This is a genomic window from Rhodanobacter sp. FW106-PBR-R2A-2-24 (genome assembly GCF_058789615.1).
The window spans coordinates 1,204,988-1,231,743 of record NZ_JBYTBV010000002.1 but is presented as its reverse complement, the minus strand read 5'-3'; the positions used below and the strand labels follow the sequence as shown (position 1 = coordinate 1,231,743).

Sequence of the window (26,756 nt, the reverse complement as noted above, 5' to 3'; positions counted from 1 at the left end):
TCGGGAAACACGATGAATATCAAGAAACTCCTCGCACGCCTCAACCAGTTGTCCACTCTTTCCCTCAAGGCGCGCCTGTCCGGTGTGCTGGGCCTGCTTTGCCTGATGCTGGTTATCGGCGCGGCGGTGGGGCTGGGCGTGATGAAGATGCAGAACGAGGGAACCCGGCAGATTTACGAAGACAACCTGCAACCGATCCAGCAGGCTGGTTTGGCCCGTAAGAGCGAACTGAAGGCCTATATCGCCCTGGATGATGCTTTGCGGCTCATGAGCAAGCCCGACCAGATGAAGCAAAAGGTCGATGCTTTCCACAAGGAAGAGGCTGATGCCGCTGCGGCATCGAAGAAGATCGGGGCCCTGCCGAAGAGTGCCGAAGTCGACAAGCTCTACAAGGCCTGGATAGCTACCGATGGCGACATGGCCTCCAACAGCAAGGATCTGCTCGATGCGATGGCGCAGAAGGACGACAGCGCGGGCGACCTGCTCGACATGCAATTGCAGCCCATCATGCTCGACCGCCTGGACAAGCTGCAAAAAATGAATCAGGCGCTCGGCGAGGAGGCACATCAGGCCTATGCGGCGCAGGTGAAGCGCTACAAGGTGATTTCGACGATCACCCTGCTTGCCCTCGTACTCGGCCTCGCCGTGGCGCTGGTGGCGGCCTTCATCCTGATCCGTTCGATCACCGTCACGCTGTCCCAGGCGGTGAAAATTGCCAACGCCATCGCCGAGGGCCGGCTGGTGCACGACGTCAAGGTGACCCGGCACGATGAACTGGGCCAACTGCTGCGTGCCTTCCAGCAGATGGACGAGCGGCTGGCCGCCATCGTGGGCGAGGTGCGCCAGGGCTCGGAGGCGGTCAATACCGCGGCCAAGGAAATCGCGCGCGGCAACGACGACCTCAGCCAGCGCACGCAGGAGCAGGCCTCCAGCCTGGAGGAAACTGCCTCCTCGATGGAAGAGATGACTTCCACCGTCAAGCAGAACGCCGAGAACGCCAGCCACGCCAACCAACTGGCGCGCGGCGCGCGCGAGCAGGCCGAGCACGGCGGCACGGTGGCCGGCAAGGCGGTGGCGGCGATGGCCGAGATCGATGCCTCCAGCCGCAAGATCGGCGACATCGTGGGCCTGATCCAGGAGATCGCGTTCCAGACCAACCTGCTGGCGCTGAACGCCGCGGTGGAGGCTGCGCGCGCCGGCGAGCAGGGTCGCGGCTTCGCCGTGGTGGCCAGCGAGGTGCGCAGCCTGGCGCAGCGCAGCGCCGGCGCGGCCAAGGAAATCAAGAGCCTCATCACCGAGAGCGAGGCCAAGGTGAAGAGCGGCTCGGAGCTGGTCAACCAGTCCGGCAAGGCACTGGCCGAAATCGTGGAGAGCGTGAAGAAGGTCACCGACATCGTGGCCGAGATCGCCGCCGCCAGCCAGGAACAATCCGCCGGCATCGACCAGGTCAACAACGCCGTGATGCAAATGGACGAGATGACCCAGCAGAATGCCGCGCTGGTCGAGCAGGCCTCGGCCGCCGCGCGCGCCATGCAGGATCAGGCTTCCGACCTCACCAGCCAGGTGAGCTTCTTCCAGGTCGGTAGCGAAGGCGGCGCGGCCAGCCATGGCGCGGGCGCGGCCAAGGCCGAAGCGCGGTCGGCGGCCAAGGCCGCACCCAAGGCCGCACCCGGCCGGCCGGTGCCCACGCAGAACGTGCGCGTGGCCCCCGCCGCGCGCAAGACCAACCTGCCGGCGATGGTGAGCGAAACGTCGGATGCGGGCGCCTGGAAGGAGTTCTGAAGATGGTGGCCGTCGGTGCGGACAGGAGTTCGCCTGCTGCGTCCGACGATGGCGCGACGGGATTGGGCGACGCCGAATTCGCCTTCCTGCGCGATTTCGTCTACCAACACCTCGGCATCGCCCTGAGCGAACAGAAGCGCCAGCTGGTGCAGGGGCGGCTGGCGCGGCGGCTGCGTGCGCTGCGCCTGCCGGATTACGCCGCCTATTGCCAGCTGCTGCGCGACGATGCGGAGGGCGAACTGGGCGAGCTGGCCAGCGTCATCAGCACCAACGTCACCTCGTTCTTTCGCGAGAACCACCATTACGAACTGCTGGAGAAGGAGCTGCTCCCCCGCTGGCTGGATCAAAAGCGCCGCGCGGGCGACCGCCTGCGCATCTGGTCAGCCGGCTGCTCCAGCGGCGAGGAGCCTTACGCCATCGCGATGGTGCTGGCCGAGGCGATGGAAAAGGCCGGATCGCACGGCATCGACGCGAAAATCCTCGCCACCGACCTCTCGCCGCAGGTGCTGGACATCGCGCGCAACGGCGTCTACCCGCTGGACAAGCTCGATGGCATCAGTGAGGAGCGCCGCCGGCGCTGGATGCTGCGCGGTTCCGGGGCGAACGAGGGCTACGCCTGCGTGCACCCGCGCCTGCGCGAGCTGGTGAGCGTGCAGCGCCTGAACCTCTTGCACGACTGGCCGATGCGCGGCCCCTTTGACGCCATTTTCTGCCGCAATGTGGTGATCTACTTCGACACGCCCACCAAACAGCGGCTGTTTTCCCGCTACGCGGCGTTGTTGCCAACGGGGGGCTACCTGTTTCTCGGCCACTCCGAGTCGATGCACGGCATCAACAGCGAGTTCGACCTGGTGGGCCGCACCACCTATCGGAAGCGATCATGACGTACGTTGGAAGAATGGATCATCGCGGGCACCGCGCACCGCCGCCACCCTCCAGCAAACCGGAGCGCCGGGCCACGGTCACCCTGCCCGAGGCCTTGCCGGGCTTCGAGCACCTGCGGCGGTTCTGGGACCCCACCCAGAACTGCATGGTGGTGAAGGTGCTGCCGGGCGAGTTCTATGTCAGCGGCGAGGAGGAGCTGGTCAGCACCGTGCTGGGTTCCTGCGTGTCGGCCTGCATCCACGATGCCTCACGCGGCATCGGCGGCATGAACCACTTCATGCTGCCCGAACCGCGCGGCAACGACAGCGACAGCTGGTCGGCCACGGTGGGGCGCGCGGCGCGCTACGGCTCGGACGCGATGGAGCAGCTCATCAACTCGCTCATCAAGGCCGGCAGTCAACGCGGCGACATGCGCATCAAGGTGTTCGGCGGTGGCCGCGTGCTGGCGCAGATGAGCGACGTGGGCCAGCGCAACATCGAGTTCGTGCGCCGCTACATCGCCGCCGAGCAGCTCAAGCTGGTGGCGGAGGACCTGGGCGACATCTATCCGCGCCAGGTGCAGTTTTTTCCACACAGTGGGCGCGTGCGCGTGCGCCAGCTGCGCCGCAGCGACGACGTCAAGCTGGTGGCCGATGAGCGCGTCTACCTCAAGCAACTGGACAAGGACCCGATACAGGGCGACGTGGAGCTGTTCTAGCGCGTGCCCGTCGCGGGCCGCGGTGCGTGACGCCCCGCCGGCACGTTCGGATCACGATGGAAGGCAAGACCCTAGGGTGAACGATGGACAAAGTGCGTGTTCTGGTGGTTGACGATTCCGCGCTGGTGCGCAAGCTCATGTCGGGCATGCTGGCCAGCGATCCGGAGATCGAGGTCGTGGGCACCGCCCCCGACCCGCTGATCGCGCGTGACAAGATCAAGCAGCTCAATCCCGACGTGCTCACCCTGGACGTCGAGATGCCGCGCATGGACGGACTCACCTTCCTGGAAAACCTGATGCGGCTGCGGCCGATGCCGGTGGTGATGGTGTCCACCCTCACCACCGCCGGCGCCGACGTCACCCTGCGCGCGCTGGAGCTGGGCGCGGTGGATTTCTACGCCAAGCCGAACAGCGACCTGGCCGCCAGCTTCGCCGAGGCGGCGCAGGAGCTGTGCACCAAGGTCAAGCACGCGGCCGTGGCCAAGCCGCGCGCGCGCACCACGGTGCGCAAGCTGGACGTGGCACCCAAGCTCTCCGCCGATGCCGTGCTGCCGCGCTCGCAGGCCATCGGCAGCCGTGGCGGCAGCCCCATCATCGCCATCGGCGCCTCCACCGGTGGCACCGAGGCGATCCGCGTGGTGTTGGAGATGATGCCGCCGGATGCGCCGCCGATCCTGATTACCCAGCACATCCCCGCCGCCTTCAGCGGCCCGTTCGCCGAACGCATGGATCGCTGCTCCGCGATGCGCGTGTGCGAGGCGCAGGATGGCCAGCCGATCCAGCCGGGCTCGGCCTATATCGCGCCCGGCAGCCATCACCTGCTGGCCATGTGGGACGGTGCCAGATACGTGTGCCGCCTGCACGATGGCCCGCCGGTGAACCGGCACAAGCCCAGCGTGGACGTGCTGTTCCGCTCGATGGCCGCCAGCGTGGGCAAGGCCACCATTGCCGCCCTGCTCACCGGGATGGGTGATGACGGTGCGCGCGGTCTGCTGGAACTGCGCCAGGCGGGCGCCGCCACCTTGGTGCAGGACGAGGCCAGCTCGGTGGTGTGGGGCATGCCAGGCTCGGCCTGGAAAATCGATGCCGCCCCCGAGGCGCAGCCCATCGACCAGGTGGCCGGGCGTCTGCTGGCGCTGGCCCACTACTCCCATACCGGCGCGACCAGCGCCTGATTCGCGGACATTGACCATGCCATTTCTCTCCCGTTACGCCCTGCGCCATCGGCCCGCCGGCTGGATCGCCAGCGCCGTCGCCCTGCTGCTGGCCCTCATTTGGCACCCGGTCTGGTTGGCGCCACTCTTGGTGCTGGCCGTCACCGCCGCGTGGATGATCGTGCCCCGATCCGGCGAGCCGGTGACCACCGTGGTCGTGCCCGCGCCCAACGCGGTGCCGGTGCGCGAGGCACTGGATGATGTGCGCAGCGCGCTGGTCGACGAACTCGGCCATGCCTGCCGCGAACTGCATCAGGGGCTGGATCTGCTGCACGACGCCGTCTCCGAGCTGGGCGGCGGCTTCGACGGCCTCTCCAACAAGACCAACCTGCAGCAATCCCTGCTCAAGCAGATCATCGACGCGCAGAAGGGCGGCGTCTCGGTGCAGGATTTCGCCGCGCGCACCGGCGACCTGCTGGAGCATTTCGTGGGCGTGGTGGTGCAGATGTCGCGCGAGAGCCTGCGCATCGTCTACCGCATCGACGGCATGGCCAAGGAGATGGATGCGGTGTTCGGCCTGCTGCGCAATGTCAACACCATCGCCGAAGAGACCAACCTGCTGGCGCTGAACGCCGCGATCGAGGCGGCGCGCGCCGGCGAGTCCGGCCGCGGCTTCGCGGTGGTGGCCGGCGAAATCCGCAACCTGGCCAGCAACTCCAACCAGCTCAACGAGCAGATTGGCGGCCACGTCGAGCGCGCGCGCTCGGCGATGGAGCAGTTGCGCGGCCTGATCGGCGCGATGGCCTCGCAGGATCTCAACGTGGCCTTGTCGGCCAAGGGCGGCATCGACGCGATGACCGCCCACGTCACCGAGAGCGACGCGCGCACCAGCGCGGTGGCCGACCAGGTAGTGGAAATCAGCCGCGGGCTGACCGCCGATGTCTCCACCACGGTGCGTTCGCTGCAGTTCGAGGACATCCTGCGCCAGCTGATCGGGCAGTCGCGCGCGCGGCTTACCGAGTTGCAGGAAATCACCGCCGATTGCACCCGCGACATCGAGGATCTGGCCTGCGCACCGCTGGAGGCCGAGGCGCTGGAGGAGCGCTCGCAGCGCGTGCGCGCCCGCCTTGCCATGCAGCGCGAGAAGGCGCGCCTGCGCGCGCGCGGCCCGGCGTTGCAGAACTCCATGGACGCTGGCGAAATCGAACTGTTTTGAGGATGGCCTGATGATCGTGCACCACGACTCCGAACTCGATTGCCTCACCCTGCAACTGGGCGAGCGTTTCGACTTCAGCATTCACCGCGACTTCCACGATGCCTGCCTGGGCGGTGGCAAGCCCGCGCGCAGCTACATCATCGACTTGAACGAGGTGACCCACATGGACAGCTCGGCGCTGGGCATGCTGCTCCTGCTGCGCGAGCACGCAGGCGCCGACCGGGCGGACATCCGCATCGTCAACGCCTCCGACGAATTGCGCGGCACCTTGCGCGTGGCCGGCTTCGACAAGCTGTTCGTGCTGCACTGATTCGCGCTGCGTGCTCGCCGCCGCCGGCCTGGCTGGCCTGCGGCTGGTGCGTGGCGATCCCCGCCGCCACATCGACCGACGCACACGAAAAAGGCTCCTTGCGGAGCCTTTTTCGTGTCGCCAGCCAGCCAGACTGCCGAGGATCAGCCTGGCGAAGCGGCTTACCAGGTACGCACGCTCACCACGCTCACCGTGTAGCTGCTCATGTTGGGCTGCACGCGGATCAGGCGGCCGAGGTCGAAATGCACCGACTGCCCCGGGGCGATGTTGGAAGTGCCGGCCGGCCAGGCTTCCTTGCTGGCGATGACCTTGCCGGCGTCGTCCTTGATGTCGACGCGAACCTGCGGCGCGGAGGCGGCGGCGCAGTTGTTCACGACGTTGCCGGGCAGGGCCATGTGGCCGCCCGCGGCGGCGGCGGGCTTGAAATCCTTGACCGCGAAATCGGTGGGCGCGCAGGCGGCGTGGGCGGCCAGCGGGGCAAGCAGCAGGACGGCAGCAAGAGCAAGGGCTTTCATGAACGCATGGACTCCAGCGAGGGGATGTGGGGGCGCAAGTGCGGGGGAATGACCACCGCGTTATCGTCGCCGGATCGCTGGTCTTGAGTCGTTTGAGGCGGTTTCTGCCCGGTTTGTTGCGGTTCCGTGACGGAGATCACGCTTCGCCGGCCCGGCTCGCAGGGGTAGTTGTCGTGTTGGCTAAAGAAACCCCGCCAAGTGTCGATTCATTCCATGAATGCCCAAAGGCCTGCAACGGGATGACCCCAACCCATGAAGACATTGCTGCTCGCCGCCATTGTGCTGTTGGTTCCCTTGGCCGCCCACGCCGCTTGTGCACCCACCGATTTCGCGATCAAGAACTTCAAGCCGTCCTTCAACAGCGTTGGCCCGGCGACCCGCATCAGCCTGCGTGGCGAGCTGGTCAATAACTGCGCCACGGCGGCGGCGGCCCAGGTCCGCATCGACATCAAGGACGACTCGGGCAAGGTCGTCGAGAGCAAGCAGGCCTGGCCGGCCGGCACGTCCAACATCGACCCGGGCAAGTCGGTCGACTTCGACCTGGGTCGGCTGTTTCGCTTTCAATCCAGCATGAGCAGCTTCACCGTCACCGTCACCGAGGTGCGCACCTGGTGAGCGGTGCGGCCGGTGTCGCGCAGGCGGGTTGCCTTCAATCCAGCGGGTGGCCGAACTGCTGCGCAAAGGCTGCGGCGAACTCGGCGTAGCTGAAGCGCTGGTTCTGCGTGCCGGGGTGTTCCACCTTGAGCGCGCCCATCAGCGAGGCCATGCGGCCCACCGTGGGCCAGTCCGCGCCGCGCATGATGCCGAAGATCAGGCCGGCGCGGTAAGCGTCGCCGCAACCGGTGGGATCGACCACCTGGCGCTCCTGCGCGGGCGGGATTTCATGGGTCGTGCCGGCGGCGTGGATCAGCGAGCCGCGCGGCCCCAGCGTGACGATGTAGGCCTTGACGCGGCTGGCGATCTCCTGCGCGCTCCAGCCGGTACGTGTCTGCAGCAACTGGGATTCGTAGTCGTTGACGATGACGTAGGTGGATTTTTCGATCATCGCGCGGAATTCGTCGCCGCTGAACAGCGGCATCGCCTGGCCCGGATCGAAGATGAAGGGCACGCCGCGCGCGGCGAATTCGTCCACGTGCTGCAGCATCGCCTCGCGGCCGTCGGGCGCGACGATGGCGAAGTCGATGTCGGGGATGTCGCGCACGTGGTTTTCCTGCGCGCTGGACATCGCGCCAGGATGGAAGGCGGTGATCTGGTTGTTGTCCAGATCCGTGGTGATGAAGCATTGCGGGGTGAACTGGTCATCGAACACGCGCACGCCATCGAGCCGGATGCCGCATTTTTCCAGGTGCGCGCGGTAGGGCGCGAAATCCTGGCCCACGGCGGCCACCGGCAGCGGATCGCCGCCCAGCAGCTTCAGGTTGTAGGCGATGTTGCCGGCGCAGCCGCCAAACTCGCGGCGCATCCTGGGCACCAGGAACGACACGTTCAGGATGTGCATCTGGTCGGGCAGGATGTGGTTCTTGAACTGGTCCTGGAACACCATGATGGTGTCGTAGGCCAGCGATCCGCAGATGACGGCAGACATGGTTGCGAGGTGCCCTGTGTGTGTTGGATGGCCGCCGGCGGCGGCAGGCCGGTGCGGACGCGCCGAGCGGGCCAAAGCGCTCATGTTAGCGTGAACAACCATTCAGGGTGAACCCTGCGGGCCATGGCAGCGCTGGGGCAAAGTTGTGGAAATGTGCGGCAAATGGCGCTGCACAAGGCTTTTTTAACGTCCGCGCGGTTGCGTGGATGGGGCGCGCTGACTAGACTGGTGAGCTTGATTTTTACTCGGCGGCGCGCGGCGGATCTCATGTTCAAGAAGTTTCGCGGGATGTTTTCCAACGATGTCTCGATCGACCTTGGCACCGCCAACACGCTGATTTATGTGCGCGGCCAGGGCATCGTGCTGAACGAGCCCTCGGTGGTGGCGATCCGCCACGATCGCGGCCCCGGCGGCCCGCGCACCATCGCCGCGGTCGGCAGCGACGCCAAGCGCATGCTGGGCCGCACGCCGGGCAACATCGCCACCGTGCGGCCGATGAAGGACGGCGTGATCGCCGACTTCACCATGACCGAGGCGATGCTGCAGCACTTCATCAAGCAGGTGCACAAGTCGCGCTTCCTGCGCCCGAGCCCGCGCGTGCTGGTCTGCGTGCCGTGCGGCTCGACCCAGGTCGAGCGCCGCGCGATCAAGGAATCGGCTGAAGGCGCCGGCGCGCGCGACGTGTTCCTGATCGAGGAGCCGATGGCCGCCGCGATCGGCGCCGGCATTCCGGTGCACGAGGCACGCGGTGCGATGGTGCTGGACATCGGCGGCGGCACCTCCGAGGTGGCGGTGATCTCGCTCAACGGCATCGTCTACTCGCAGTCGGTGCGCGTGGGCGGCGACCGCTTCGACGAATCCATCATCAACTACGTGCGCCGCAACCACGGCACCCTGATCGGCGAATCCACCGCCGAGCGGATCAAGCTGGAGATCGGCTGCGCCTTCCCGCAGGCCAACGTCAAGGAGATCGAGATCTCCGGCCGCAACCTCGCCGAGGGTGTGCCGCGCATGTTCACCATCAACTCCAACGAAATCCTGGAGGCGCTGCACGAGCCGCTGGCCGGCATCGTGGCGGCGGTGAAGTCGGCGCTGGAACAGACCCCGCCGGAACTGTGCTCCGACGTGGCCGAGCGCGGCATCGTGCTGACTGGCGGCGGCGCCCTGCTGCGCGACCTCGACCGCCTGATCTCCGAGGAAACCGGCCTGCACGTGCAGGTGGCCGACGATCCGCTGACCTGCGTGGCGCGCGGCGGCGGCAAGGCGCTGGAGCTGATCGATCAGCACGGCAGCGATTTCTTCGCGCCCGAATAAGGCCGGGGCGTCCCGATGGCGCGGCCGCGCGATGCATCCTCGCCACTGTTCGCCGGCAACGCGGCGGGCACCTTGCGGCTGATCGTCTACCTGGCGCTGGCCATGGTGCTGATGGTGCTGGATCACCGCAACGGCTGGTTGTGGCGCGCGCGCGGCGTCGCGTCATGGGTGGTGGAGCCGGTGTACCAGCTGGCCAACCTGCCCGGCGCGGGTGTGCGCTCGCTCACCGTGGCCTTCGCCGACCGCAAGCTGCTCACCGAGCAGAACCAGCGCCTGCGCGAGGATCTGCTGCTCGCCAACGCGCGGCTGAACCGCATGGCCGGCGTGGCCGAGCAGAACCAGCACCTCAAGCAGTTGCTCGACACCCGGCGCAGCCTGGAGCTCAACGTGCAGCTCGCCCGTGTGGTGGGCGTGGATCTGGGTGAATGGCAGCAGCGCCTGGTCATCAACCTGGGCGCCCGCGACGGTGTGAAGCCGGGTCAGCCGGTGATCGACGCGCATGGCGTGATGGGGCAGGTGGTCGAGGTGTTGCCCACCACGGCGGTGGTGATGCTGGTGAGCGATCCCGCGCATGCGGTGCCGGTGGTGGTGGAGCGCAGCGGCCTGCGCACCGTGGCCTATGGCGCGCGCGACGGCAGCGGCATGACCCTGCCCAACATCCCGCTGGCCGCCGATGTGCGGGCGGGCGATCGCCTGCTCACCTCGGGCCTGGGCGGGCGTTTTCCGCCGGGTTTTCCGGTGGGTACGGTGACGATGGTGACGCCGGGAAGCTCGGGCATGTTCCGCGTGGCGCAGGTGCGGCCGGCGGCCGATCTCGACCGCAGCGAGGATGTGCTGTTGCTGCACGACCAGGCCGAACCGGCCGGGCCGCCCGCACCGGTGGTGCCGGCCGGGCCGCCGGCCAGCCTCGCGGCACCGGCGGACGCGGCCTCGTCCGCGCCACCGCGCGCGGCCGGAGCGACATCCGTCCCGGCCAAGCCGGCCGTTTCTGGAGCGCAGCGATGAACCACCAGCGTCTCGCCCGCTGGTGGTTCGCCGCCACCTTGCTGCTGTCGCTCATGGCGATGCTGGTGCCGCTGCCGGCGGTGCTGGCGCCGCTCAAGCCGTACTGGCCGGCGCTGGTGCTGATCTACTGGGTGCTGGAAACCGAGGACAGGGTGAGCCTGGGGCTGGCCTTCCTGCTCGGCCTGGGTGCCGACCTGTTCGATGGCGTGCTGCTGGGCGAGCAGGCGCTGCGGCTCACCGCGCTGGTGTTCATCGTGCTGCGCTTCCGCTCGCGGCTGCGTTTCTTCACGCTGTGGCAGCAGGCGCTGGCCGTGCTGGGCCTGCTGCTGAACGACCGCGTGCTGCTGCTGGTGGTGCGCATGTTCGCCGGCGACGCCGCGCCGCCGTGGAGCTGGTGGGTCGCACCCTTCACCGGGGCGCTGCTGTGGCCGTTCCTGTTCCTGTTGCTGGACGACCTGCGCATGCGCCTGCGCCTGCAGTGAGGATGCGATGAGGCCGCAGCGCGCCATCAAGGATGCACGCAGCGAGGGGGCACTGTTCCGCCGCCGCGCGCTGGCCGGTTTCGCCATGATCCTCCTGGCGCTGACGGGCCTGGCCGGTCGCTACGTGTTCCTGCAGGTGATGCGCTACGACGAGTTCGCCGCGCGCTCGCAGAACAACCGCATCAAGCCGATCCCGATTCCCCCGGCGCGCGGCCTGATCTACGACCGCAACGGCGTGCTGCTCGCCAACAACGTGCCGGCGTTCCGGCTCGAAGTGGTGCCCGAGCAGGTGGACGACATGGCGGCGATGCTGGCGCGGCTGGGCCGCATCGTCCCGCTCGGCCAGGACGACCTCGATGCCTTCCACAAGCAGCTCAAGCAGAGTCGCCGCTTCGAGAGCGTGCCGCTCAAGCTGCGCCTGACCGAGGACGAGATCGACCGCTTCGCGGTGAACCGCTGGCGCTTCCCCGGGGTGGACGTGGTGCCCTACCTCAACCGCCGCTACCCGCTGGGCGAGCTGTTCGCGCACGTGATCGGCTACGTCTCGCGCATCGACGCGGATGACCTCGACCGCCTCGATCCGTCGCGCTACAAGGGCACCACCCACGTCGGCCGCATCGGCATCGAGCGCTCCTACGAGGACATGCTGCACGGCACGCCGGGCTACGAGCTGGTGGAGGTGAACGCGGACGGCCGCATCCAGCGTGTGCTGCAGACGCATCCGGCCACCGCCGGGCAGAACCTCTACCTCTCCATCGACGCGCGCATCCAGAAGGCCGCCGAGGCTGCCTTCGATGGTCGTCCCGGCGCGGCGGTGGCGATCGACCCGCGCAACGGCCAGGTGCTGGCCATGGTCAGCGTGCCGAGCTTCGATCCCAACCTGTTCGTGGACGGCATCAGCCACGCCGACTACGACGCGCTCACCACGGCGCCGGACAAGCCGCTCTTGAACCGCGCGCTGCGCGGGGTGTATCCGCCCGGCTCCACGGTGAAACCCTTCGTCGGTCTGGGCGGTCTGGAGCTGGGCCTGCGCCGGCCCACCGACACCGTGCTCTCCACCGGCACCTTCTACATTCCCGGCCAGTCGCGCGGCTACCGCGACGACGTGCGCGGCGGCGTGGGCTCGGTGAACCTGATGCAGGCCATCGAGATGTCGGTGAACACCTATTTCTACAAGCTCGCGCTGGACATGGGCATCGACCGCTTCAGCGCGTGGATGGGAGGGTTCGGCTTCGGCAGGCCCACCGGCATCGACCTGGACGGTGAATCCAGCGGCGTGCTGCCTTCGCGCGCCTGGAAGGCCAAACGCTTCAAGCAGCCGTGGTATCCGGGCGAGACGGTGATCGCCGGCATCGGCCAGGGCTTCTGGGCGGTGACGCCGCTGCAGCTGGCGCATGCGCTGGCGACCCTCGCCGGCCACGGCGTGCCGCATGCGCCGCGCCTGGCGTTGGCCACCCAGGCCGGCGTGGATCAGCCCAAGCTGGTGTTGCCCAATCCGCCCAGCGGCCCCTCGCTTATCACCAGCCAGGCCAACTGGCTGGCGGTGAACCAGGGCATGCAGATGGTGGTGAATGACCCGCGCGGCACCGGCTACGGACTGGGCCGGGGCTTCCCCTACACCGTCGCCGGCAAGAGCGGCACGGCCGAGCGCTACTCGCGCCGCAGCGACGCCTACAACGAGAACAAGAACACCGCCTACCTCGCCAGCCGCCATCGGGCGTGGTTCGAGATGTTTGCGCCCGCGGATGAGCCGCGCATCGCCGTGGCGGTGGTGCTGGAGCAGGGCGCCTGGGGCGCCTCCTCGGCCGGCCCGATCGCGCGCAAGATCCTCGATGCCTGGCTGGCCACCCAGCCCGATGCGCCGCCGGACACGCCGCTGTCGGCCGCGCCGTCCGCCGCGCCGCCGCCCGCCGCCGAGGAACCGCAGGACGCCGCGCCGGCGGATGCCCCGGCCAGCGCCGGTACCACGGCCGGCGATCCGTTGGAGAGTGGCCATGATTGACGTGCTGCAAGTCCGCCTGCAGCGCCTGCTGCGGCGCGTGCTGACGCGGCCGCGCATCGACCTGCCGCTGGCGGCGGGGCTGCTGCTGCTGGCGCTGGCCGGGTTGTGCACCCTGTACACGGCGGCCGATGGCGGCATGGCGCTGGTCGGCGGGCAGGCCGCGCGCTTCGTGCTGGGCTTCGCCCTGCTGCTGCTGATCTCGCGCATCCCGCCGGCGATCCTGCGCAACTGGACGCCGTGGCTGTACGCCGGCAGCACGTTCCTGCTGGTGGTGGTGGCGGTGCTGGGCGAAGGGCGCGGCGCGGATCGCTGGCTCAACCTCGGTGTGATGCGCTTCCAGCCTTCCGAGCTGCTCAAGCTCACCATGCCGATGATGGTGGCCTGGTACCTGCACCCGCGCCAGCTGCCGCCCTCTTGGAAGGACATGGCCGTGGTCGCCGCGCTGATCGCCGTGCCCGCCTACCTGATCGGCAGGCAGCCGGATCTCGGCACCGCGTTGCTGGTGGCGGCGGCCGGCAGCTTCGCGCTGTTCCTCTCGGGGGTGGCGTGGTGGCGCATCGGCGTGCTGCTGCTGGGGGCCGCCGGCATGGCGCCGATCGCCTGGCATTTCATGCACGGCTACCAGCGCGGCCGCATCCTCACCATGCTCAATCCGGAATCCGATCCGCTGGGCAACGGCTGGCACATCATCCAGTCGCAGATCGCGGTGGGTTCCGGCGGGGTGTTCGGCAAGGGCTGGATGCACAGTTCGCAGTCGCGGTTGGACTTCCTGCCCGAGCACACCACCGACTTCATCTTCGCGGTGTTTTCCGAAGAGTTCGGCCTGGTCGGCGTGTGTCTGCTGATGGCGCTGTATGCCTTCATCATCGGCCGCTGCCTGTGGATCGCGATGGAGGCGCGCGATACCTACTCGCGCCTGCTCGCTGGCGCCATCGGCATGAGCCTGTTCGTCTACGTGTTCGTCAACGGCGGCATGGTCGCCGGCATGCTGCCGGTGGTCGGCGTGCCGATGCCGCTGGTGAGCTACGGCGGCACGTCTGCCGTGACCTTGCTGGTGGGCTTCGGCATGCTCATGTCCATCCACGTCAATCGCAAGGTGCACGCTTGAGGCATGTGGCCATCGACGGCGGCGCGTTCGATCGGCGCGGTTGCGGCGGATCGCAAGGGTGATGCGCCCGGGTGCATGTTACGCTTCGGAGCCTGTGTTTCGAGCCGATCACGCCATGCCCTTGAACCTCGCATCGCGCCACCGGCGCCGTGTATGGATGTCCGTTCTGCTGCTGGTCCTCGCGCTGCCGGGCGCGGCGTTGCGCGCCGAGACGCATCCCGGCCAGGCCGCGCTGGTCGCCGAGGTGGCGCATGACACCGGCAGGAGCCCGCGCGAGCTGAATGCCTTGCTCCGGCGCGCGCAGGTGCAGCCGTCCATCCTCGCCGCCATCGGCCGTCCGGCCGAGAGCAAGCCATGGAGCAGCTACCGGCCGATCTTCCTCACCCCGCAGCGCATCGCCGACGGCGTGGCGTTCTACCGCGCGCACCGCGTGCTGCTGGAACACATCGGCCGGCAGTACGGCGTGGCGCCGCAGTACCTGGTGGCGATCCTCGGCGTGGAGACGGCCTACGGTCGCAATACCGGCAGGTACAAGGTGCTCGACGCGCTGGTGACGCTGGGCCTGTATTACCCGCCGCGCGCGAAGTATTTCCGCCAGCAGTTGAAGACCCTGCTGGAACTGCCGCCGACCCAGCTCGGCGGCCCGCTGGACACGCTCACCGGCTCCTACGCCGGCGCGCAGGGCTGGTGCCAGTTCATGCCCGACAGCATCCGCGACTACGCGGTGGACGAGGACGACGACGGCCGCATCGACCTCAAGGACTCGCTGCCCGACATCCTCGCCAGCGTGGCCAATTACTTCGCCAAGCACGGCTGGGTCTACGGCGGCCCGGTGGCGGCGCGCGCACAGATGGACGGAGCGGCCAAGCCGCTGGGCGACTGGCCGGCACAGGCCACGTGGCCGGTCGAGCAACTGGAGGCCTGGGGCTACGCGCCGCTGGAATCCCTGAACCCCGGCGAGTCGGCCGGCGTGCTCGCCTTGGACGGCGCGACCGGGCCGGAGCACTGGTTCACCTTCAACAACTTCCGCGTCATCACCCGCTACAACAAGAGCCCGCTGTACGCGATGGCGGTGCAGCAGCTGGCGCAGTCCATCGTGGACGACGTGCGCCGCGCGGACGCCGCGCCGTGAACCGCTGGCGCTGGTGCCCGTTGCTGCTGGCGTTGTCGGCGCTCGCGGCCTGCGGCGGTCGCCACACCACGCGCCCGGGCGCGGGCGGCGCCGCGGCGAATGCGTCGCGGTCGTCGCACCACGGTTGGTTTGGCCATGGCGACGACACCAGCCTGCCGCAGGATCGCCGCTACGGCGACAAGAGCGACAGCACGCCGGCCGGCCCGCCGCCAGCCTTCATCTACACCATGCCCGAACCGGTGCCCAAGGCCGCGCCGCGCTCCGCCTACGGCAACAAGTCACCCTACAGCGTGCTGGGCCAGACCTACCGCGTGCTGCCCAGCGCGCGTGGCTACGACGAGCGCGGCATCGCCTCCTACTACGGCGACAAGTTCCATGGTTACAAGACCTCGAACCTCGAACAGTACGACATGTACCAGTTCACCGCCGCCAGCAAGGTGCTGCCCCTGCCGAGCTATGCGCGCGTGACCAACCTCGCCAACGGCAAGAGTGTGATCGTGCGCGTGAACGATCGCGGGCCGTTCCACGAGAACCGCATCGTCGACCTCTCCTACGCCGCCGCCGTGCGCATCGGCATCTGGCCCAGGGGCAGTGGCCTGGTGGAGGTGCAGGGCATCGACCCGTCCGCGGGCAAGGCGGAACCTCCGCCGCCGCCCGCGGTCGCAGCTAGCGCCAGGCCGCCGGGCATCTACCTGCAGGTGGGCGCGTTCTCCGACCCGGCCAACGCCGAGCGGGTGGCCGCGCAGCTGCGTCAGGCCAACTTCGCGCCGGTGCAGGTGGAGTCGGTGCAGATCGACGGGCGCAGCATGCGCCGCGTGCGGGTGGGGCCGTTCGACGGCGTGGATCGCGCCGATGCGGCCACCGCCCGCATCGAGGATATGGGCCTGCCGCACCCGCAGGTCGCGGTAGACTGAGCGGCCCTTTTCCAGGACGGCACGCGTTTGTGCCGTCGAAATTTCTTCCGGATCGAAAACCACGATGAGCTTGTTCCGCCGCCTCCTCACGCCGTTCGCCATCGCCGCCTTCACGGCTGGCGCCGCCATCGCCCAGACCGTGCCGCCGCACCCGACGACCCCGCCACATCCCGGAGCCGTGCCGCGCCCGGCGGTGCCCGCGATGCCGGTGCCGCCGCCGCCGGACGTGGACGCACAGAGCTGGGTGCTGATGGACTACGCCACCGGCCAGATCCTCGCTTCCAAGAATCCCGACGAGCACCGCGCGCCGGCCTCGCTCACCAAGGTGATGACCGACTACGTGGTCTCCGCCGAGATCGCCAACGGCCGCGTCCATCCCAGCGACATGGTCACCGTCAGCGAGCACGCCTGGCGTGCCGGCGGCGGCGGCACCGACGGCTCCACCAGTTTCCTGAAAATCCATAGCCAGGTGCCGCTGGAAGACCTGCTCAAGGGCATGATCGTGCAGTCGGGCAACGACGCCGCCATCGCGCTGGCCGAACACGCCGCCGGCTCCGAGGACGCCTTCGCCAACCTGATGAACGCCTATGCCAAGCAGCTCGGCATGGCCAACACGCACTACGCCAATGCGTCGGGCTACCCGGTCGACGACCACTATTCCACCGCGCACGACATCGCCACCCTCTCGCGCGCACTGATCCACGACTTCCCCACCGACTACGCGATCTCCGCGATCAAGGAATACACCTGGAACGGCATCAAGCAGCAGAACCGCAACGAGCTGCTGTGGCGCGATCCCGCCGTGGACGGCATCAAGACCGGCCACACCGCCGCCGCCGGTTTCTGCCTCGATGCCTCGGCCAAACGCGGCGACGCACGCATGATCGCGGTGGTGATGGGCTCCTCCACCAACAAGGGACGCGCCGACGCGGCGATGGCGCTGCTCAACTACGGCTTCCGCTTCTACGAAACCCACAAGCTCTACGAAGCCGGCAAGGCGCTGGCCACGCCGCGCCTGTGGAAGGGTGCGTCCAGCACCCTGCCGCTGGGCGTGGCCGAGCCCGTGCTGGTCACGGTCAAGACCGGCCAGTACGACAAGCTCAAGGCTGCCATGGACATCCCCAGCACCTTGATCGCCCCGTTCAAGAAGGGCCAGCAGGTCGGTACGCTGCGCATCACGCTGGATGGCGCGCCAGTGCAGAACGTGCCGCTGATCGCGCTCGCCGATGCCCCGCAAGGCGGTTTCTTCTCGCGCCTGTGGGATTCCATCCTGTTGTGGTTCCACCGCGATCAGGCCGCCAAGTAATGCACGAGATCGACTTCAGCCAGGCGAAGCGGGAAGGCAAGGGTTTCGTCTTCCCCGGCGAATTCGAGATCACCGCCGTGGGCAAGGCCGACGCCGGCCTGCCCACCCGCGTGCCACAACTGCTCGCCGGCGCCGGGCTGGACGTGCTGCACGAAACCGTGAAATTCCGACACTCCGGCGGCGGCAACTACGTCTCGGTGACCGTCAGCTTCCGTTGCGACAACCGCGAGCAATACGACAGCGCGCACGCGGTGCTGCGGGCGGACGAGGCGATTCGGTATACGTTGTGAGTGCAAGGGATCGGGCGTCGGGAACAGGGCATGGCGAAGGCGCGTTTCCGTATTCCGACCACCCTGCCGGAACCCTCCATCATTCCAGTCTTGCCGTGACCATCGAATCCCCCATCCCGAATTCCGCATCCCTGCCCTTGGCCGTCCGTCGCCTCGGCCGCCAGCCCTACGCGGCCACCTGGCACGCGATGAGCGCGTTTACCGACAACCGCACCGCCGACACCGTCGACGAGTTCTGGCTGCTGGAGCACGAGCCGGTGTTCACCCTGGGCCAGGCCGGCAAGATGGAACACGTACTGGCGCCGGGCGACATTCCGGTGATCCCGGTGGATCGCGGCGGCCAGGTGACCTACCACGGCCCCGGCCAGATCGTGGGTTATCCGCTGATCGATCTGCGCCGCGCCAAGGTCGGCGTGCGCGAGCTGGTCAACAAGATCGAGCAGGCCATCATCGACACGCTGGCGCACTGGGACATCGAGGCCGTGCGCCGCGAGGGTGCGCCCGGGGTGTACGTGGCCGAGGCCAAGGTGGCGGCGTTGGGCCTGCGCGTGCGGCGCGGCTGCAGCTTCCATGGGCTGGCCTTCAACGTCAACATGAACCTTGAGCCTTTCCACCGCATCAACCCCTGCGGTTACAAGGGTTTGGCGGTAACGCAAGTGTTAGACTTGGGTGGCCCGTCGCGGCTGGCGACGGTGGAAGACGTGCTGGTGGAGGAGTTTTGCCGCCAATTCGGGTTCCGCGCCGAGCCGGCTGCTCCCGTGATCCCCGAACTCCCCGCGCGCGCGGCGGTCTGAAGCCCATCCATGAGCGACGTCATCCCCAAGTCCATCCCGATCAGCGTCGTCAGCGGCGCCGCCGCGCTCGACAAGCAGGTAGGCAGCGACAAGATCGCGTTGAACCGTGCCGGCTTCGACACCAGCGTGCCGACCCTGCGCAAGCCGAGCTGGATTCGCGTGCGCCTGCCGCAGGGCAACGCCGTGCAGCAGCTCAAGGCGCGCCTGCGCGAGAACGCGTTGGTGACGGTGTGCGAGGAGGCCAGCTGCCCGAACATCCACGAGTGCTTCAGCAAGGGCACCGCCACCTTCATGGTCCTGGGCGAGGTGTGCACCCGGCGCTGCTCGTTCTGCGACGTGGCGCATGGCCGTCCGGTGGCGCCCGATCCGCTGGAGCCGGCGCGGCTGGCCGAGACGATCCGCGACATGCGCCTGCGCTACGTGGTCATTACCTCGGTGGATCGCGACGACCTGCGCGACGGCGGCGCCGAGCACTTTGCCGCCTGCATCCGTGCGGTGCGTCACGCCTGTCCGGACATCCGCATCGAGATCCTCACGCCGGATTTCCGTGGCAAGGGCCGCATGGAGCGCGCGCTGGAGGTGCTCAAGGACTTCCCGCCGGACGTGTTCAACCACAACCTGGAAACCGTGCCGCACCTGTACCGCGAGGTGCGCCCCGGCGCCGACTACCAGTGGTCGCTGGATCTGCTCAAGCGCTTCAAGGCGCAGCACCCCGACGTGCCGACCAAGAGCGGCATCATGCTGGGCCTGGGCGAGACGCACGAGCAGGTGCTGGAAACCATGCACGACCTGCGCGCGCATGACGTGGAAATGATCACCATCGGCCAGTACCTGCAACCCACCGCGCATCACCACCCGGTGACCCGTTACTGGACGCCCGACGAATTCGACGAGCTGCGCGTGCAGGGCGAGGCGATGGGCTTCCATCATGTCGCCTCCGGCCCGCTGGTGCGTTCCTCCTACCATGCCGACCGGCAGGCGCACGCCGCCGGTGTCGCCTGACCCCACGAAGAGCCACGACCTCATGAGCTTCCGCCCCGCACTGGCCCTGTTGCTGGCTTTCACCGTCACCGGCGCCTGTGCGCAATCGGCGGCCGACCTCGGTGCCGGCGCGCAGCGCAAGGCCGCCACCTGGCCGGTGCAACCCACCGCCGTGCAGGAGCAGGCGGCGCAGCTGTCCGCGCGCTTTCTCACCCGCCTCCACTACGACGCGCAGCCGCTGGACGATGCGATGTCGGCGAAGATCTTCAGCGACTACCTGAAGCTGCTGGACGCCGACAAGGTGTTCTTCACCCAGCAGGACATCGACGGCTTCGCCAAGGACAAGGACAAGCTCGACGACGCGATCTGGAACCAGGATCTCGCCGCGCCGTTCGCCATCTACAACGCTTTCCTCCAGCGCGCGGTCGGGCGCATGGCCTACGCGCGCGGCCTGCTCGCCGCCGGCTTCGATTTCAACGGCGACGAAAGCTACGACTTCGACCGCAAGCACGCCAGCTGGCCCAAGGATCAGGCAGCGATGGATGCGTTGTGGCGCAAGCGCACCATGAACGACTGGCTGCGCCTGAAGCTCGCTGGCAAGAGCGACGAGGAAATCCGCAAGACGCTGACCAGGCGCTACAGCAACTACATCGAGCGCCTGAAACAGCTGGACGGCGAGGACGCGTTCCAGACCTTCATGACCGCGTATGCCGAGACCACCGATCCGCATACCGACTACCTCAGCCCGCGCCAGGCGGAGAACTTCGCGATCCAGATGAAGCTCTCGCTGGAGGGCATCGGCGCCCAGCTGCAGGCGCGCGACGACTACACCATGATCTTCTCGCTGGTGCCCGGCGGCCCGGCGCAGAAGTCCGGCAAGCTCAAGCCCGGCGACCGCATCGTCGGCGTGGGCCAGGGCGACGGCGGCCCGTTCACCGATGTGATCGGCTGGCGCCTGGACGACGTGGTCAACCTGATCCGCGGCAAGAAGGACACCACGGTGCGGCTGGAAATCCTGCCCGCCGACGCCGGCCCCGACGGCAAGCACGAGGTCATCAGCCTGGTGCGCAAGAAGATCAACATCGAGGAAAGCGCCGCCAAGAAGAAGATCATCGACATCAAGGACGGCGATGTCGTGCGCAAGATCGGCGTGATCGAGCTGCCCAGCTTCTACTCCGATTTCGGCGCGCGCAGCGAGGGCGACAAGGACTACCGCAGCGCCACCCGCGACGTGGCCAAGCTGCTGGGCGAGCTGAAGGCCGCCGGCGTGCAGGGCGTCATCATGGATCTGCGCAGCAACGGCGGTGGCTCGCTGGCCGAGGCCGATTCCATGACCGGCCTGTTCACCGCCAAGGGGCCGGTGGTGCAGGTGCGCAGCGCCAACGGCCAGGTCGACGTGCAAGGCGCGGACAATGCCGAGCCGGTGTGGAACGGCCCGCTGGCGGTGCTGGTCAACCGCGGCACGGCTTCGGCCTCGGAGATCTTCTCCGCCGCCATCCAGGATTACGGCCGTGGCCTGGTCATCGGCGCGCCCACCTTCGGCAAGGGCACCGTGCAGACCCTGATCGACCTCGACCACTACAGCCCCGCCGCGGATGGCAAGCCGCAGTTCGGCGAGCTGAAAATGACGGTGCAGGAGTTCTTCCGCATCGACGGCGGCTCCACCCAGATCAAGGGCGTCACGCCGGACATGGCTTTCCCGAGCAATGGCGATGCCAAGGAGTTCGGCGAATCCACCTATGACAATGCCTTGCCGTGGACGCACATCGCACCGGCGCACTACGCGACCGAGGGCAATGTGAAGGCCTACTTGCCGCCATTGCAGCGCCTGCATGCGGCGCGCGTGGCGCAGTCACCGTCGTGGAAGCTGATGCTGGACGAACTCAACCAGTACAAGGCCATGCGCGACCAGACCATGGTGTCGCTGAACTTCGCCAAGCGCGAAGCCGAACGCAAGCAACTCGATGCCATCCAGACCGGCTTTCGCAACCGGCAAAAGGCCATCGACGGTGGTGACGCCTACCTGAAGGATCAGGACAGCGCGCTGGACGACGGCCTCGATCCCGGCGAGCGCAGCCTGAAGACCGAGTTGCAGCAGGAGAAGGACGCGAAGAAGGCGCCCGATGCCCAACTGCGCGAGGCGGCGCACATCGTGTCCGACGAAGTGGGCCTGCTGCGCCAACAGCCCAAGCTGGCCACCGCCATCCTGCCACCGGGCAGCGATTACCTCACCGCCGTGCTGGCCAAGCCCGACGCGCCGGCGCCGGCCGCGTCCACCGGCAAGGCGCCTGCTTCGACCGCCAAGGCGCACTGAGCGCGCCAGCGGCGGTGAACGAAGAAGGGGCGCTGCGGCGCCCCTTCTTCGTCATGCATCAGAGGGCATAGCCAAGCCGCTCGATCATCGGCCGCAGCAGTGGCAGCACCGGCTCGAAATGCTCGCGATAGGCTTGCCAGCGGCCGATCGAGCCGCCGTGGATGCCGGTGGTGACCTGGGCGTAGCTAGGTGTGCTGATGAAGGGTTTGGCGCGCGCGTGCTCGGCGTAGCGCGCCAGCGGCGCGGCGTCGGCCACGTCGAGGAAGCGGCCGAGGCGATCCACCTGGCCGGCGAAATCGCCGACCACGTCCTCGTAGCGCCAGGTCAGCAGGTTCGGCGCGAAGACCTCCGCGTGCTGGAACCAGTGCTCGAAGGCCTGCACGTAGCCACGCGCCAGTCGCTCCAGCGAGGAGCACAGCACCATGAAGGCGGGCGAGCGGAACGACTGCATGTAGCAGCTGAGCAGCACGTCGCAGGGGTGGCGCAGGCACAGGATGATGCGCGAGCGTGGAAACAGCCGCGCGATCATCGGCAGGCAAAGCATGTTGAGCGGGTTCTTGTCCACCAGGCGGCGGGCGCCGAGATCGGGCACGACCTGGGCGACGCGGCGGTAGTAGACCGCGCGCAGTTGATCCGCCTCGCGCGTGGAAAGACGGGCCAGGTCGTCCGGGTAGTGCTGGCCGGTCATCGCCATGGCTTCGATCAGGTCGTGGATGAAGGCGCGCTCGTCCATCGAGCGGAAATCCGGGTGCGCGTCCAGCATCTGCTCCAGCAAGGTCGTGCCCGAGCGTGGAAAGCCCACCACGAACACCGGTTGGTGGCTTGCGGGCGGCGCGGGCAGGGGCTGCCAGTGTTGATAGGTCGCGCGATCCACTTGGTGTTTGGCCATCTGCAAGGGCGTGCTGCCGGCTTGCATCAACTCCGGCACGATGCCGCGTGCGATCTCCAGCTGGGCGGCATGGGCTTGCTGCAAGGCCGGCCATGCCGCGCCGTGCTGTTGCAAGCGATGACAGGCGGCGGCGAGGCCAAAGGCGGCATGGCTGCGGTGCTGCTCGTCCAGCGGCAAGGTCAGCATGCGGCGATAGAGTGCGGCGGCGGTGGCAGGGTCGCCGTCGCGCATGGCCAGCGCGGCGTGGGCGCTCCAGCCTTCGGCGCGCAGTTCGTGGTCGCCCTGCGCGTCGAGCGTTTCCAGTGGCACGGCCAGCAAGGCCTGGCGGGCGCGGTCAAGCTGGTTGCCGCGCTCGTACAGCGCCGCGCGCTGGGCGCTCAGGCGCAGGTGCATGATGTCGGCGGTTGGGCCAGTGGGCAGCACCGCGCGGTCGAGCGTGGCCAGTGCGATGGCCAGCTCGCCTTGCGCGGACAGCATCGGCGCGAGCAGCAGGGCCTGGGCGGCCGCTTGCGCCGGCCAGTGCGCGGCGCCCTCCAGCATGGCCTGCTGGCCTTCGTTGTCGCCGCCGACGTAGCAGGCATGGGCGGCTTGCAGGCGGGCTTCGATGAAGGCTGGTGCCAGTGCGACCGCATCCATCAGCGCATCCCTGGCGCGTACCCATTGCCGCTGTTGCAAATGCAGCAGGCCGAGGTTGTAGTGCAATTCGGCGTCGTTCGGCGCCAGCGCGAGCGCCGTCTGGAAAGCGTGCTCCGCGCCGGCCGGGTCGCCGGCCTGGCGGCGGGCCAGCCCGAGGTTGTTCCAGTACGCCGATACCGTGGGCTGCAGGTTCGTCAGCGCCAGGAAGGTGGTGGCGGCCTGGTCGTGGCGGCCGCAGGCGTAATGGGCCAGCCCCAGCCACAGCAGCGCCGATTCGTCCGCCGTGGTGGCGCTTTCGCCCAGGGCGACGACGCGCGCCATGTCGCCGTCTTGATAGGCGTGGCGCATGGCTTCGCCGAGGCTGGGGGTGGCTGCGGTCATGCGATCCTGCGGGCGGTTTTCGGCAGGCCGCCATTATGCAAGAAGGGGCAGCGGATAGACTCCGCTGCCCCTTCGATTTACCGCGCTTCAGCGTCCGGTGCCGATCAGAACTTCACCGTGGCGCGGGCCCAGTAGTAGCGGCCGAGCGCGTCGTAGGTGGAGGTGTCCACGTTGTAGTTCATGCCGTTCTGGTAGATCAGCGGCGGGGTCTTGTTCATCAGGTTGTCCACGCCGACGTCGAACGAGGTGTGGATGGCCGGCACCTGGTAGCCGACCTTGAGCGACTGATACACGACCGAAGCCAGCGGCAGGTTGACGCCGGGGATGCTGGCGTCCGCGTTCATGTTGGTCAGGTGGTTGATGTAGCGACCCTGCCACTGGGCATTCCAGTTGCCGCGCATCCAGTTGAGCGTCAGCGTGCCGCGCCAGCGGGCCATGTTGCCGAACTGCTGGGTGTAGGTGCCGGCGTAGTTGACCGTGTGCGCGCCCTGCAGGCCAGGCGTGGCGTCGTTCTTGTAGGTGGAAAGGTAGGTGCTGGCGAAGCCCAGCTTGAAGTCGCCCGGATTGGTGCCGCCGAGGTCGAAGTGCGGGATCTTGTAGTCCAGCGTGAAGTCGATGCCGCTGGTGCTGAGCGTGCCAAGGTTGACGACCGGCGTGCTGATGACCTTGATGTTGCCGGCCTGCTGGGTGTTGGTGCCCTGGCGGCTGATCAGCAAGCAGGCAGGGCTGCTGTTGTTGGCGAAGCAGGCGTCGACGATGGTCTGGGCGGCGATCGGGGTCAGCAGGTCGTTCAGGTAGATGTGCCAGAAGTCGACGCTGGTGGACAGGCCCGGCATCCAGTCCGGCGCGTAGACCAGGCCGAAGTCGACCGACTTGCCCTTTTCCGGCTTGAGCGACTCGCCCACCGTGCTGGCGCCCGAGTACCAGGTATTCACCTGGTAGGGCGAATTGCCCGCCCAGCCGACCGGGACGGACTGGCAGGCGGCGGCATGCTGCGCCAGCTGGGCGGCGGTCAGGTTCACGCAGGGGTCGTTCAGGCCGGGCTGGACCAGGGTGACGCCGTCGTAGAGCTCGTCCAGGTTGGGCGCGCGGAACACTTGCGAGACGGTGCCGCGCACCAGCAACTGGGCGGTGGGGCGCCACTCGATGGCGGCCTTGCCGTTGGTGGTCGTGCCACTGGTGCTGTAGTTGGACGTGCGCACGCCAAGGTCGAGGTTCAGCGAGTGCGCCCAGGGCTGGTCGGCCAGCAGCGGGATCAGCGTTTCGGCGAAGAACTCCTTGACGTTGTCGCTGCCGCGGCCGGGCGAGCCGCAGGCTTCCTGCAGCACCGCGCAACGGCCGGTGGCCAGGTTGAGCACGGCGTCGGGGGTGACGGTGTAGTTCATCGTCCGCTTGCGGTACAGGGCGCCGAGCGCCAGCTGCATGGCGCCGGCCGGCAGATCCCACAGCTCGCCGTTGGCGTCGACCTGCACTTGCTTGGTGGAGTTCGTGTAGACGTATTCCGGCGCGTCCACGCCGGCGGCCAGCGCCGCGCCGGCATGGGCCTGGTCAAAGATGTTCGCGCCGTTGTTGATCGCGTTCTGGAAGGCGGCGATGTTGATTTCGTTGTAGTCGCGCTGCCTGCGGTTGGCGTGGCCGTAGTTGAGGATGGCGTCCCAGTTCCAGCTGCTCTGGCCGAACGCACCGCGCAGGCCGGTGTTGATCTGCACGTTCTGGGTGTCGAAGGCGTGCAGGCGGGTGCCAGCGCCGGTCAGGCGGGTGTTGAAGCCGTAGCCGCCATTGGGGTCGTTCGGGTTGGCGGGGTCGGTGCCGAAGGTGACGCCGAATGGATTGATCGGGTTGCTGGCCGACACGTACCAGCCATCGTCGTTGGCCGAGGTGGGTGCGGGGGCGTCCTGGCCGCTGGACTGGGTGTGGTTGAAGAACGCGTCGGCGAAGAGGGTCAGGTTGCTGGTCAGGTTGTAGCTGCCGAGCAGGAAGCCGTCGGTGCGCTGCTGCGCGGTCTGGATGTAGTTGAAGGCGTTGTAGTTGTAGGCGTCCGGGTTGCCGAGGTCGCAGCGGTAGTCGCCCAGGCTGGAACCGTTGCCCTGCGCCAGCGTGACGTACTGGGTCGGACAGGTGCCTGCGTTGTGCGCGGCGATCGATGCCGGCGTCTGGATCTTGCCGGTCGGAATGGTGCTGGAGCCGGCCACGCTGAGCACGCCGCTGGAGAGGTACAACTGGTGCGCCGAGAACTTGCGCTTGGTGGCCAGCACGGCGTCGTACTTGTTGTAGTCGAGGCCGCCGACGATGTTGTAGTTGTCGCCGTTCAGCCCGCCGATCAGGTTGATGCCGTGCCGCTGGCCGTCGCCATGGCTGGAGATGCCGCCGTTGACGCTGGCTTCGACGCCCTTGTAATCCTTGCGCAGGATGAAGTTGACCACGCCGCCGATGGCGTCGGAGCCGTACACCGTCGAGGCACCCTCGGCCAGCACATCGACCCGCTCGACCATGCTCTGCGGGATCATGTTGATGTCGGGATTGGCCATGCGCTGGCCATCGATCAGCACCAGGGTGCGGTTGACGCCCAGGCCGCGCAGCGAGACACGCGCGGCGCCGTCGCCGCCTTCCAGGCTCGGGCTGGCGACGCCACCGCCGTTGCTGTTGTTCTGGGTGTTGGTGGCGTTGCCGGCGATGTTCGGCAGCGCCTGCAACACGTTGCCCATGGTCGGGTTGCCGGCGTTGGCGATGCTGCTGCGGTCGACTGTGACCACCGGGCTGGAGGTTTCCACGTCGACGCGGCGGATCAGCGAGCCGGTAACCACCACGGCCTGCAGGTTCTTGGCTTTGTCCTTGCTGGGCGCCTGGCTGCTGCTGGACTGGGCGTCGCCGGTCTGGCTGGCGGTCGCATCCTGGGCCTGGATGGCGCCGGCCATCGCGAAGGCGCCCACGGTGAGTGCCAGGCGTACGGCCAGCGACAAGCGATTCAAGTCATGTTTCATGCGTTTTCCCCAAGTGGATGGCAAGTGGCCCGCTGGCCGCGAGGCAAGCGGTGGCGCCGTGGCGGTTGCTCTTTAGGGCAGCG

General features: G+C 68.0%; 23 protein-coding genes. 19 read left to right on the top strand and 4 right to left on the bottom strand.

Going from position 1 to position 26,756, the window contains the following annotated elements; genetic code table 11:
* Window positions 1–12 precede the first annotated feature (12 nt).
* From AC3WQA_RS06855 to AC3WQA_RS06830, 6 genes are all read left to right on the top strand, one after another.
* Window positions 13–1,782 carry a methyl-accepting chemotaxis protein gene (locus AC3WQA_RS06855; protein WP_492674323.1) on the top strand — a complete coding sequence of 590 codons (1,770 nt, stop codon included), beginning with the start codon at window positions 13–15 and terminating at the stop codon, window positions 1,780–1,782.
* A gap of 2 nt (window positions 1,783–1,784) precedes the next feature.
* On the top strand, window positions 1,785–2,666 hold the full coding sequence (locus AC3WQA_RS06850) for a CheR family methyltransferase (protein ID WP_492674322.1): 882 nt from the start codon (window positions 1,785–1,787) through the stop codon (window positions 2,664–2,666).
* Between the two features lie 14 nt (window positions 2,667–2,680).
* Window positions 2,681–3,364, top strand: a complete 684-nt coding sequence (cheD, locus tag AC3WQA_RS06845) for a chemoreceptor glutamine deamidase CheD (RefSeq protein ID WP_492674321.1) — start codon at window positions 2,681–2,683, stop codon at window positions 3,362–3,364.
* Window positions 3,365–3,447: 83 nt separating this feature from the next.
* Window positions 3,448–4,539: a protein-glutamate methylesterase/protein-glutamine glutaminase gene (locus AC3WQA_RS06840; protein ID WP_492674320.1), complete on the top strand. Its 1,092-nt coding sequence runs from the start codon at window positions 3,448–3,450 to the stop codon at window positions 4,537–4,539.
* A 16-nt stretch (window positions 4,540–4,555) separates the two neighbouring features.
* Entirely contained in the window at window positions 4,556–5,734 is a 1,179-nt protein-coding gene (locus tag AC3WQA_RS06835) for a methyl-accepting chemotaxis protein (RefSeq protein WP_492674319.1), read from the top strand.
* A gap of 10 nt (window positions 5,735–5,744) precedes the next feature.
* On the top strand, window positions 5,745–6,044 hold the full coding sequence (locus AC3WQA_RS06830; protein WP_492674318.1) for an STAS domain-containing protein: 300 nt from the start codon (window positions 5,745–5,747) through the stop codon (window positions 6,042–6,044).
* Window positions 6,045–6,205: 161 nt separating this feature from the next.
* Here the strand turns inward: AC3WQA_RS06830 and AC3WQA_RS06825 are convergent, their stop codons facing one another.
* Window positions 6,206–6,559 (bottom strand): hypothetical protein, encoded by a 354-nt coding sequence (locus AC3WQA_RS06825; protein WP_492674317.1) that lies wholly within the window; start codon window positions 6,557–6,559, stop codon window positions 6,206–6,208.
* Between the two features lie 252 nt (window positions 6,560–6,811).
* On the opposite strand from AC3WQA_RS06825, the gene AC3WQA_RS06820 reads away from it, so the two are divergent.
* On the top strand, window positions 6,812–7,174 hold the full coding sequence (locus AC3WQA_RS06820; RefSeq protein ID WP_492674316.1) for a hypothetical protein: 363 nt from the start codon (window positions 6,812–6,814) through the stop codon (window positions 7,172–7,174).
* 34 nt (window positions 7,175–7,208) lie between these two features.
* Here AC3WQA_RS06820 and AC3WQA_RS06815 read toward each other — a convergent pair whose 3' ends face one another.
* Window positions 7,209–8,144: a carbohydrate kinase family protein gene (locus AC3WQA_RS06815; RefSeq protein ID WP_492674315.1), complete on the bottom strand. Its 936-nt coding sequence runs from the start codon at window positions 8,142–8,144 to the stop codon at window positions 7,209–7,211.
* Window positions 8,145–8,411: 267 nt separating this feature from the next.
* Here AC3WQA_RS06815 and AC3WQA_RS06810 point away from each other — a divergent pair, with 267 nt between their 5' ends.
* The 12 genes from AC3WQA_RS06810 to AC3WQA_RS06755 all read left to right on the top strand — a co-directional run bounded on the left by AC3WQA_RS06810 (window position 8,412) and on the right by AC3WQA_RS06755 (window position 21,786).
* Window positions 8,412–9,458: a rod shape-determining protein gene (locus AC3WQA_RS06810; protein ID WP_492674314.1), complete on the top strand. Its 1,047-nt coding sequence runs from the start codon at window positions 8,412–8,414 to the stop codon at window positions 9,456–9,458.
* Window positions 9,459–9,473: 15 nt separating this feature from the next.
* Window positions 9,474–10,463 (top strand): rod shape-determining protein MreC, encoded by a 990-nt coding sequence (gene mreC / locus AC3WQA_RS06805; RefSeq protein ID WP_492674313.1) that lies wholly within the window; start codon window positions 9,474–9,476, stop codon window positions 10,461–10,463.
* The gene (gene mreD / locus AC3WQA_RS06800) at window positions 10,460–10,945 is read left to right on the top strand and encodes a rod shape-determining protein MreD (RefSeq protein ID WP_492674312.1); all 486 of its coding nucleotides are present in this window, start codon (window positions 10,460–10,462) and stop codon (window positions 10,943–10,945) included. Before mreC ends, mreD begins: the two co-directional genes overlap by 4 nt.
* 7 nt (window positions 10,946–10,952) lie before the next feature.
* Complete coding sequence (gene mrdA, locus AC3WQA_RS06795) at window positions 10,953–12,947, top strand: penicillin-binding protein 2 (protein WP_492674311.1); 1,995 nt, start codon at window positions 10,953–10,955, stop codon at window positions 12,945–12,947.
* Window positions 12,940–14,055 carry a rod shape-determining protein RodA gene (gene rodA / locus AC3WQA_RS06790; protein WP_492674310.1) on the top strand — a complete coding sequence of 372 codons (1,116 nt, stop codon included), beginning with the start codon at window positions 12,940–12,942 and terminating at the stop codon, window positions 14,053–14,055. The genes mrdA and rodA overlap by 8 nt, the downstream gene beginning before the upstream one ends.
* Before the next feature lie 157 nt (window positions 14,056–14,212).
* Window positions 14,213–15,187, top strand: coding sequence for a lytic murein transglycosylase B (gene mltB / locus AC3WQA_RS06785; protein ID WP_492674309.1), 975 nt, complete (start codon window positions 14,213–14,215; stop codon window positions 15,185–15,187).
* Complete coding sequence (locus tag AC3WQA_RS06780) at window positions 15,184–16,101, top strand: septal ring lytic transglycosylase RlpA family protein (RefSeq protein ID WP_492674308.1); 918 nt, start codon at window positions 15,184–15,186, stop codon at window positions 16,099–16,101. The genes mltB and AC3WQA_RS06780 overlap by 4 nt, the downstream gene beginning before the upstream one ends.
* Before the next feature lie 64 nt (window positions 16,102–16,165).
* Complete coding sequence (locus AC3WQA_RS06775) at window positions 16,166–17,407, top strand: D-alanyl-D-alanine carboxypeptidase family protein (protein ID WP_492674307.1); 1,242 nt, start codon at window positions 16,166–16,168, stop codon at window positions 17,405–17,407.
* Window positions 17,407–17,697 (top strand): DUF493 family protein, encoded by a 291-nt coding sequence (locus AC3WQA_RS06770; protein WP_492674306.1) that lies wholly within the window; start codon window positions 17,407–17,409, stop codon window positions 17,695–17,697. Before AC3WQA_RS06775 ends, AC3WQA_RS06770 begins: the two co-directional genes overlap by 1 nt.
* Before the next feature lie 95 nt (window positions 17,698–17,792).
* Window positions 17,793–18,491, top strand: a complete 699-nt coding sequence (gene lipB / locus AC3WQA_RS06765) for a lipoyl(octanoyl) transferase LipB (protein ID WP_492674305.1) — start codon at window positions 17,793–17,795, stop codon at window positions 18,489–18,491.
* Between the two features lie 9 nt (window positions 18,492–18,500).
* Entirely contained in the window at window positions 18,501–19,493 is a 993-nt protein-coding gene (gene lipA, locus AC3WQA_RS06760; RefSeq protein WP_492674304.1) for a lipoyl synthase, read from the top strand.
* A 22-nt stretch (window positions 19,494–19,515) separates the two neighbouring features.
* Window positions 19,516–21,786: a carboxy terminal-processing peptidase gene (locus tag AC3WQA_RS06755; protein ID WP_492674303.1), complete on the top strand. Its 2,271-nt coding sequence runs from the start codon at window positions 19,516–19,518 to the stop codon at window positions 21,784–21,786.
* Between the two features lie 58 nt (window positions 21,787–21,844).
* Here the strand turns inward: AC3WQA_RS06755 and AC3WQA_RS06750 are convergent, their stop codons facing one another.
* Window positions 21,845–23,692, bottom strand: a complete 1,848-nt coding sequence (locus tag AC3WQA_RS06750) for a tetratricopeptide repeat-containing sulfotransferase family protein (RefSeq protein WP_492674302.1) — start codon at window positions 23,690–23,692, stop codon at window positions 21,845–21,847.
* Window positions 23,693–23,796: 104 nt separating this feature from the next.
* Window positions 23,797–26,673 carry a TonB-dependent receptor domain-containing protein gene (locus AC3WQA_RS06745; protein WP_492674301.1) on the bottom strand — a complete coding sequence of 959 codons (2,877 nt, stop codon included), beginning with the start codon at window positions 26,671–26,673 and terminating at the stop codon, window positions 23,797–23,799.
* Between the last annotated feature and the right edge of the window lie 83 nt (window positions 26,674–26,756).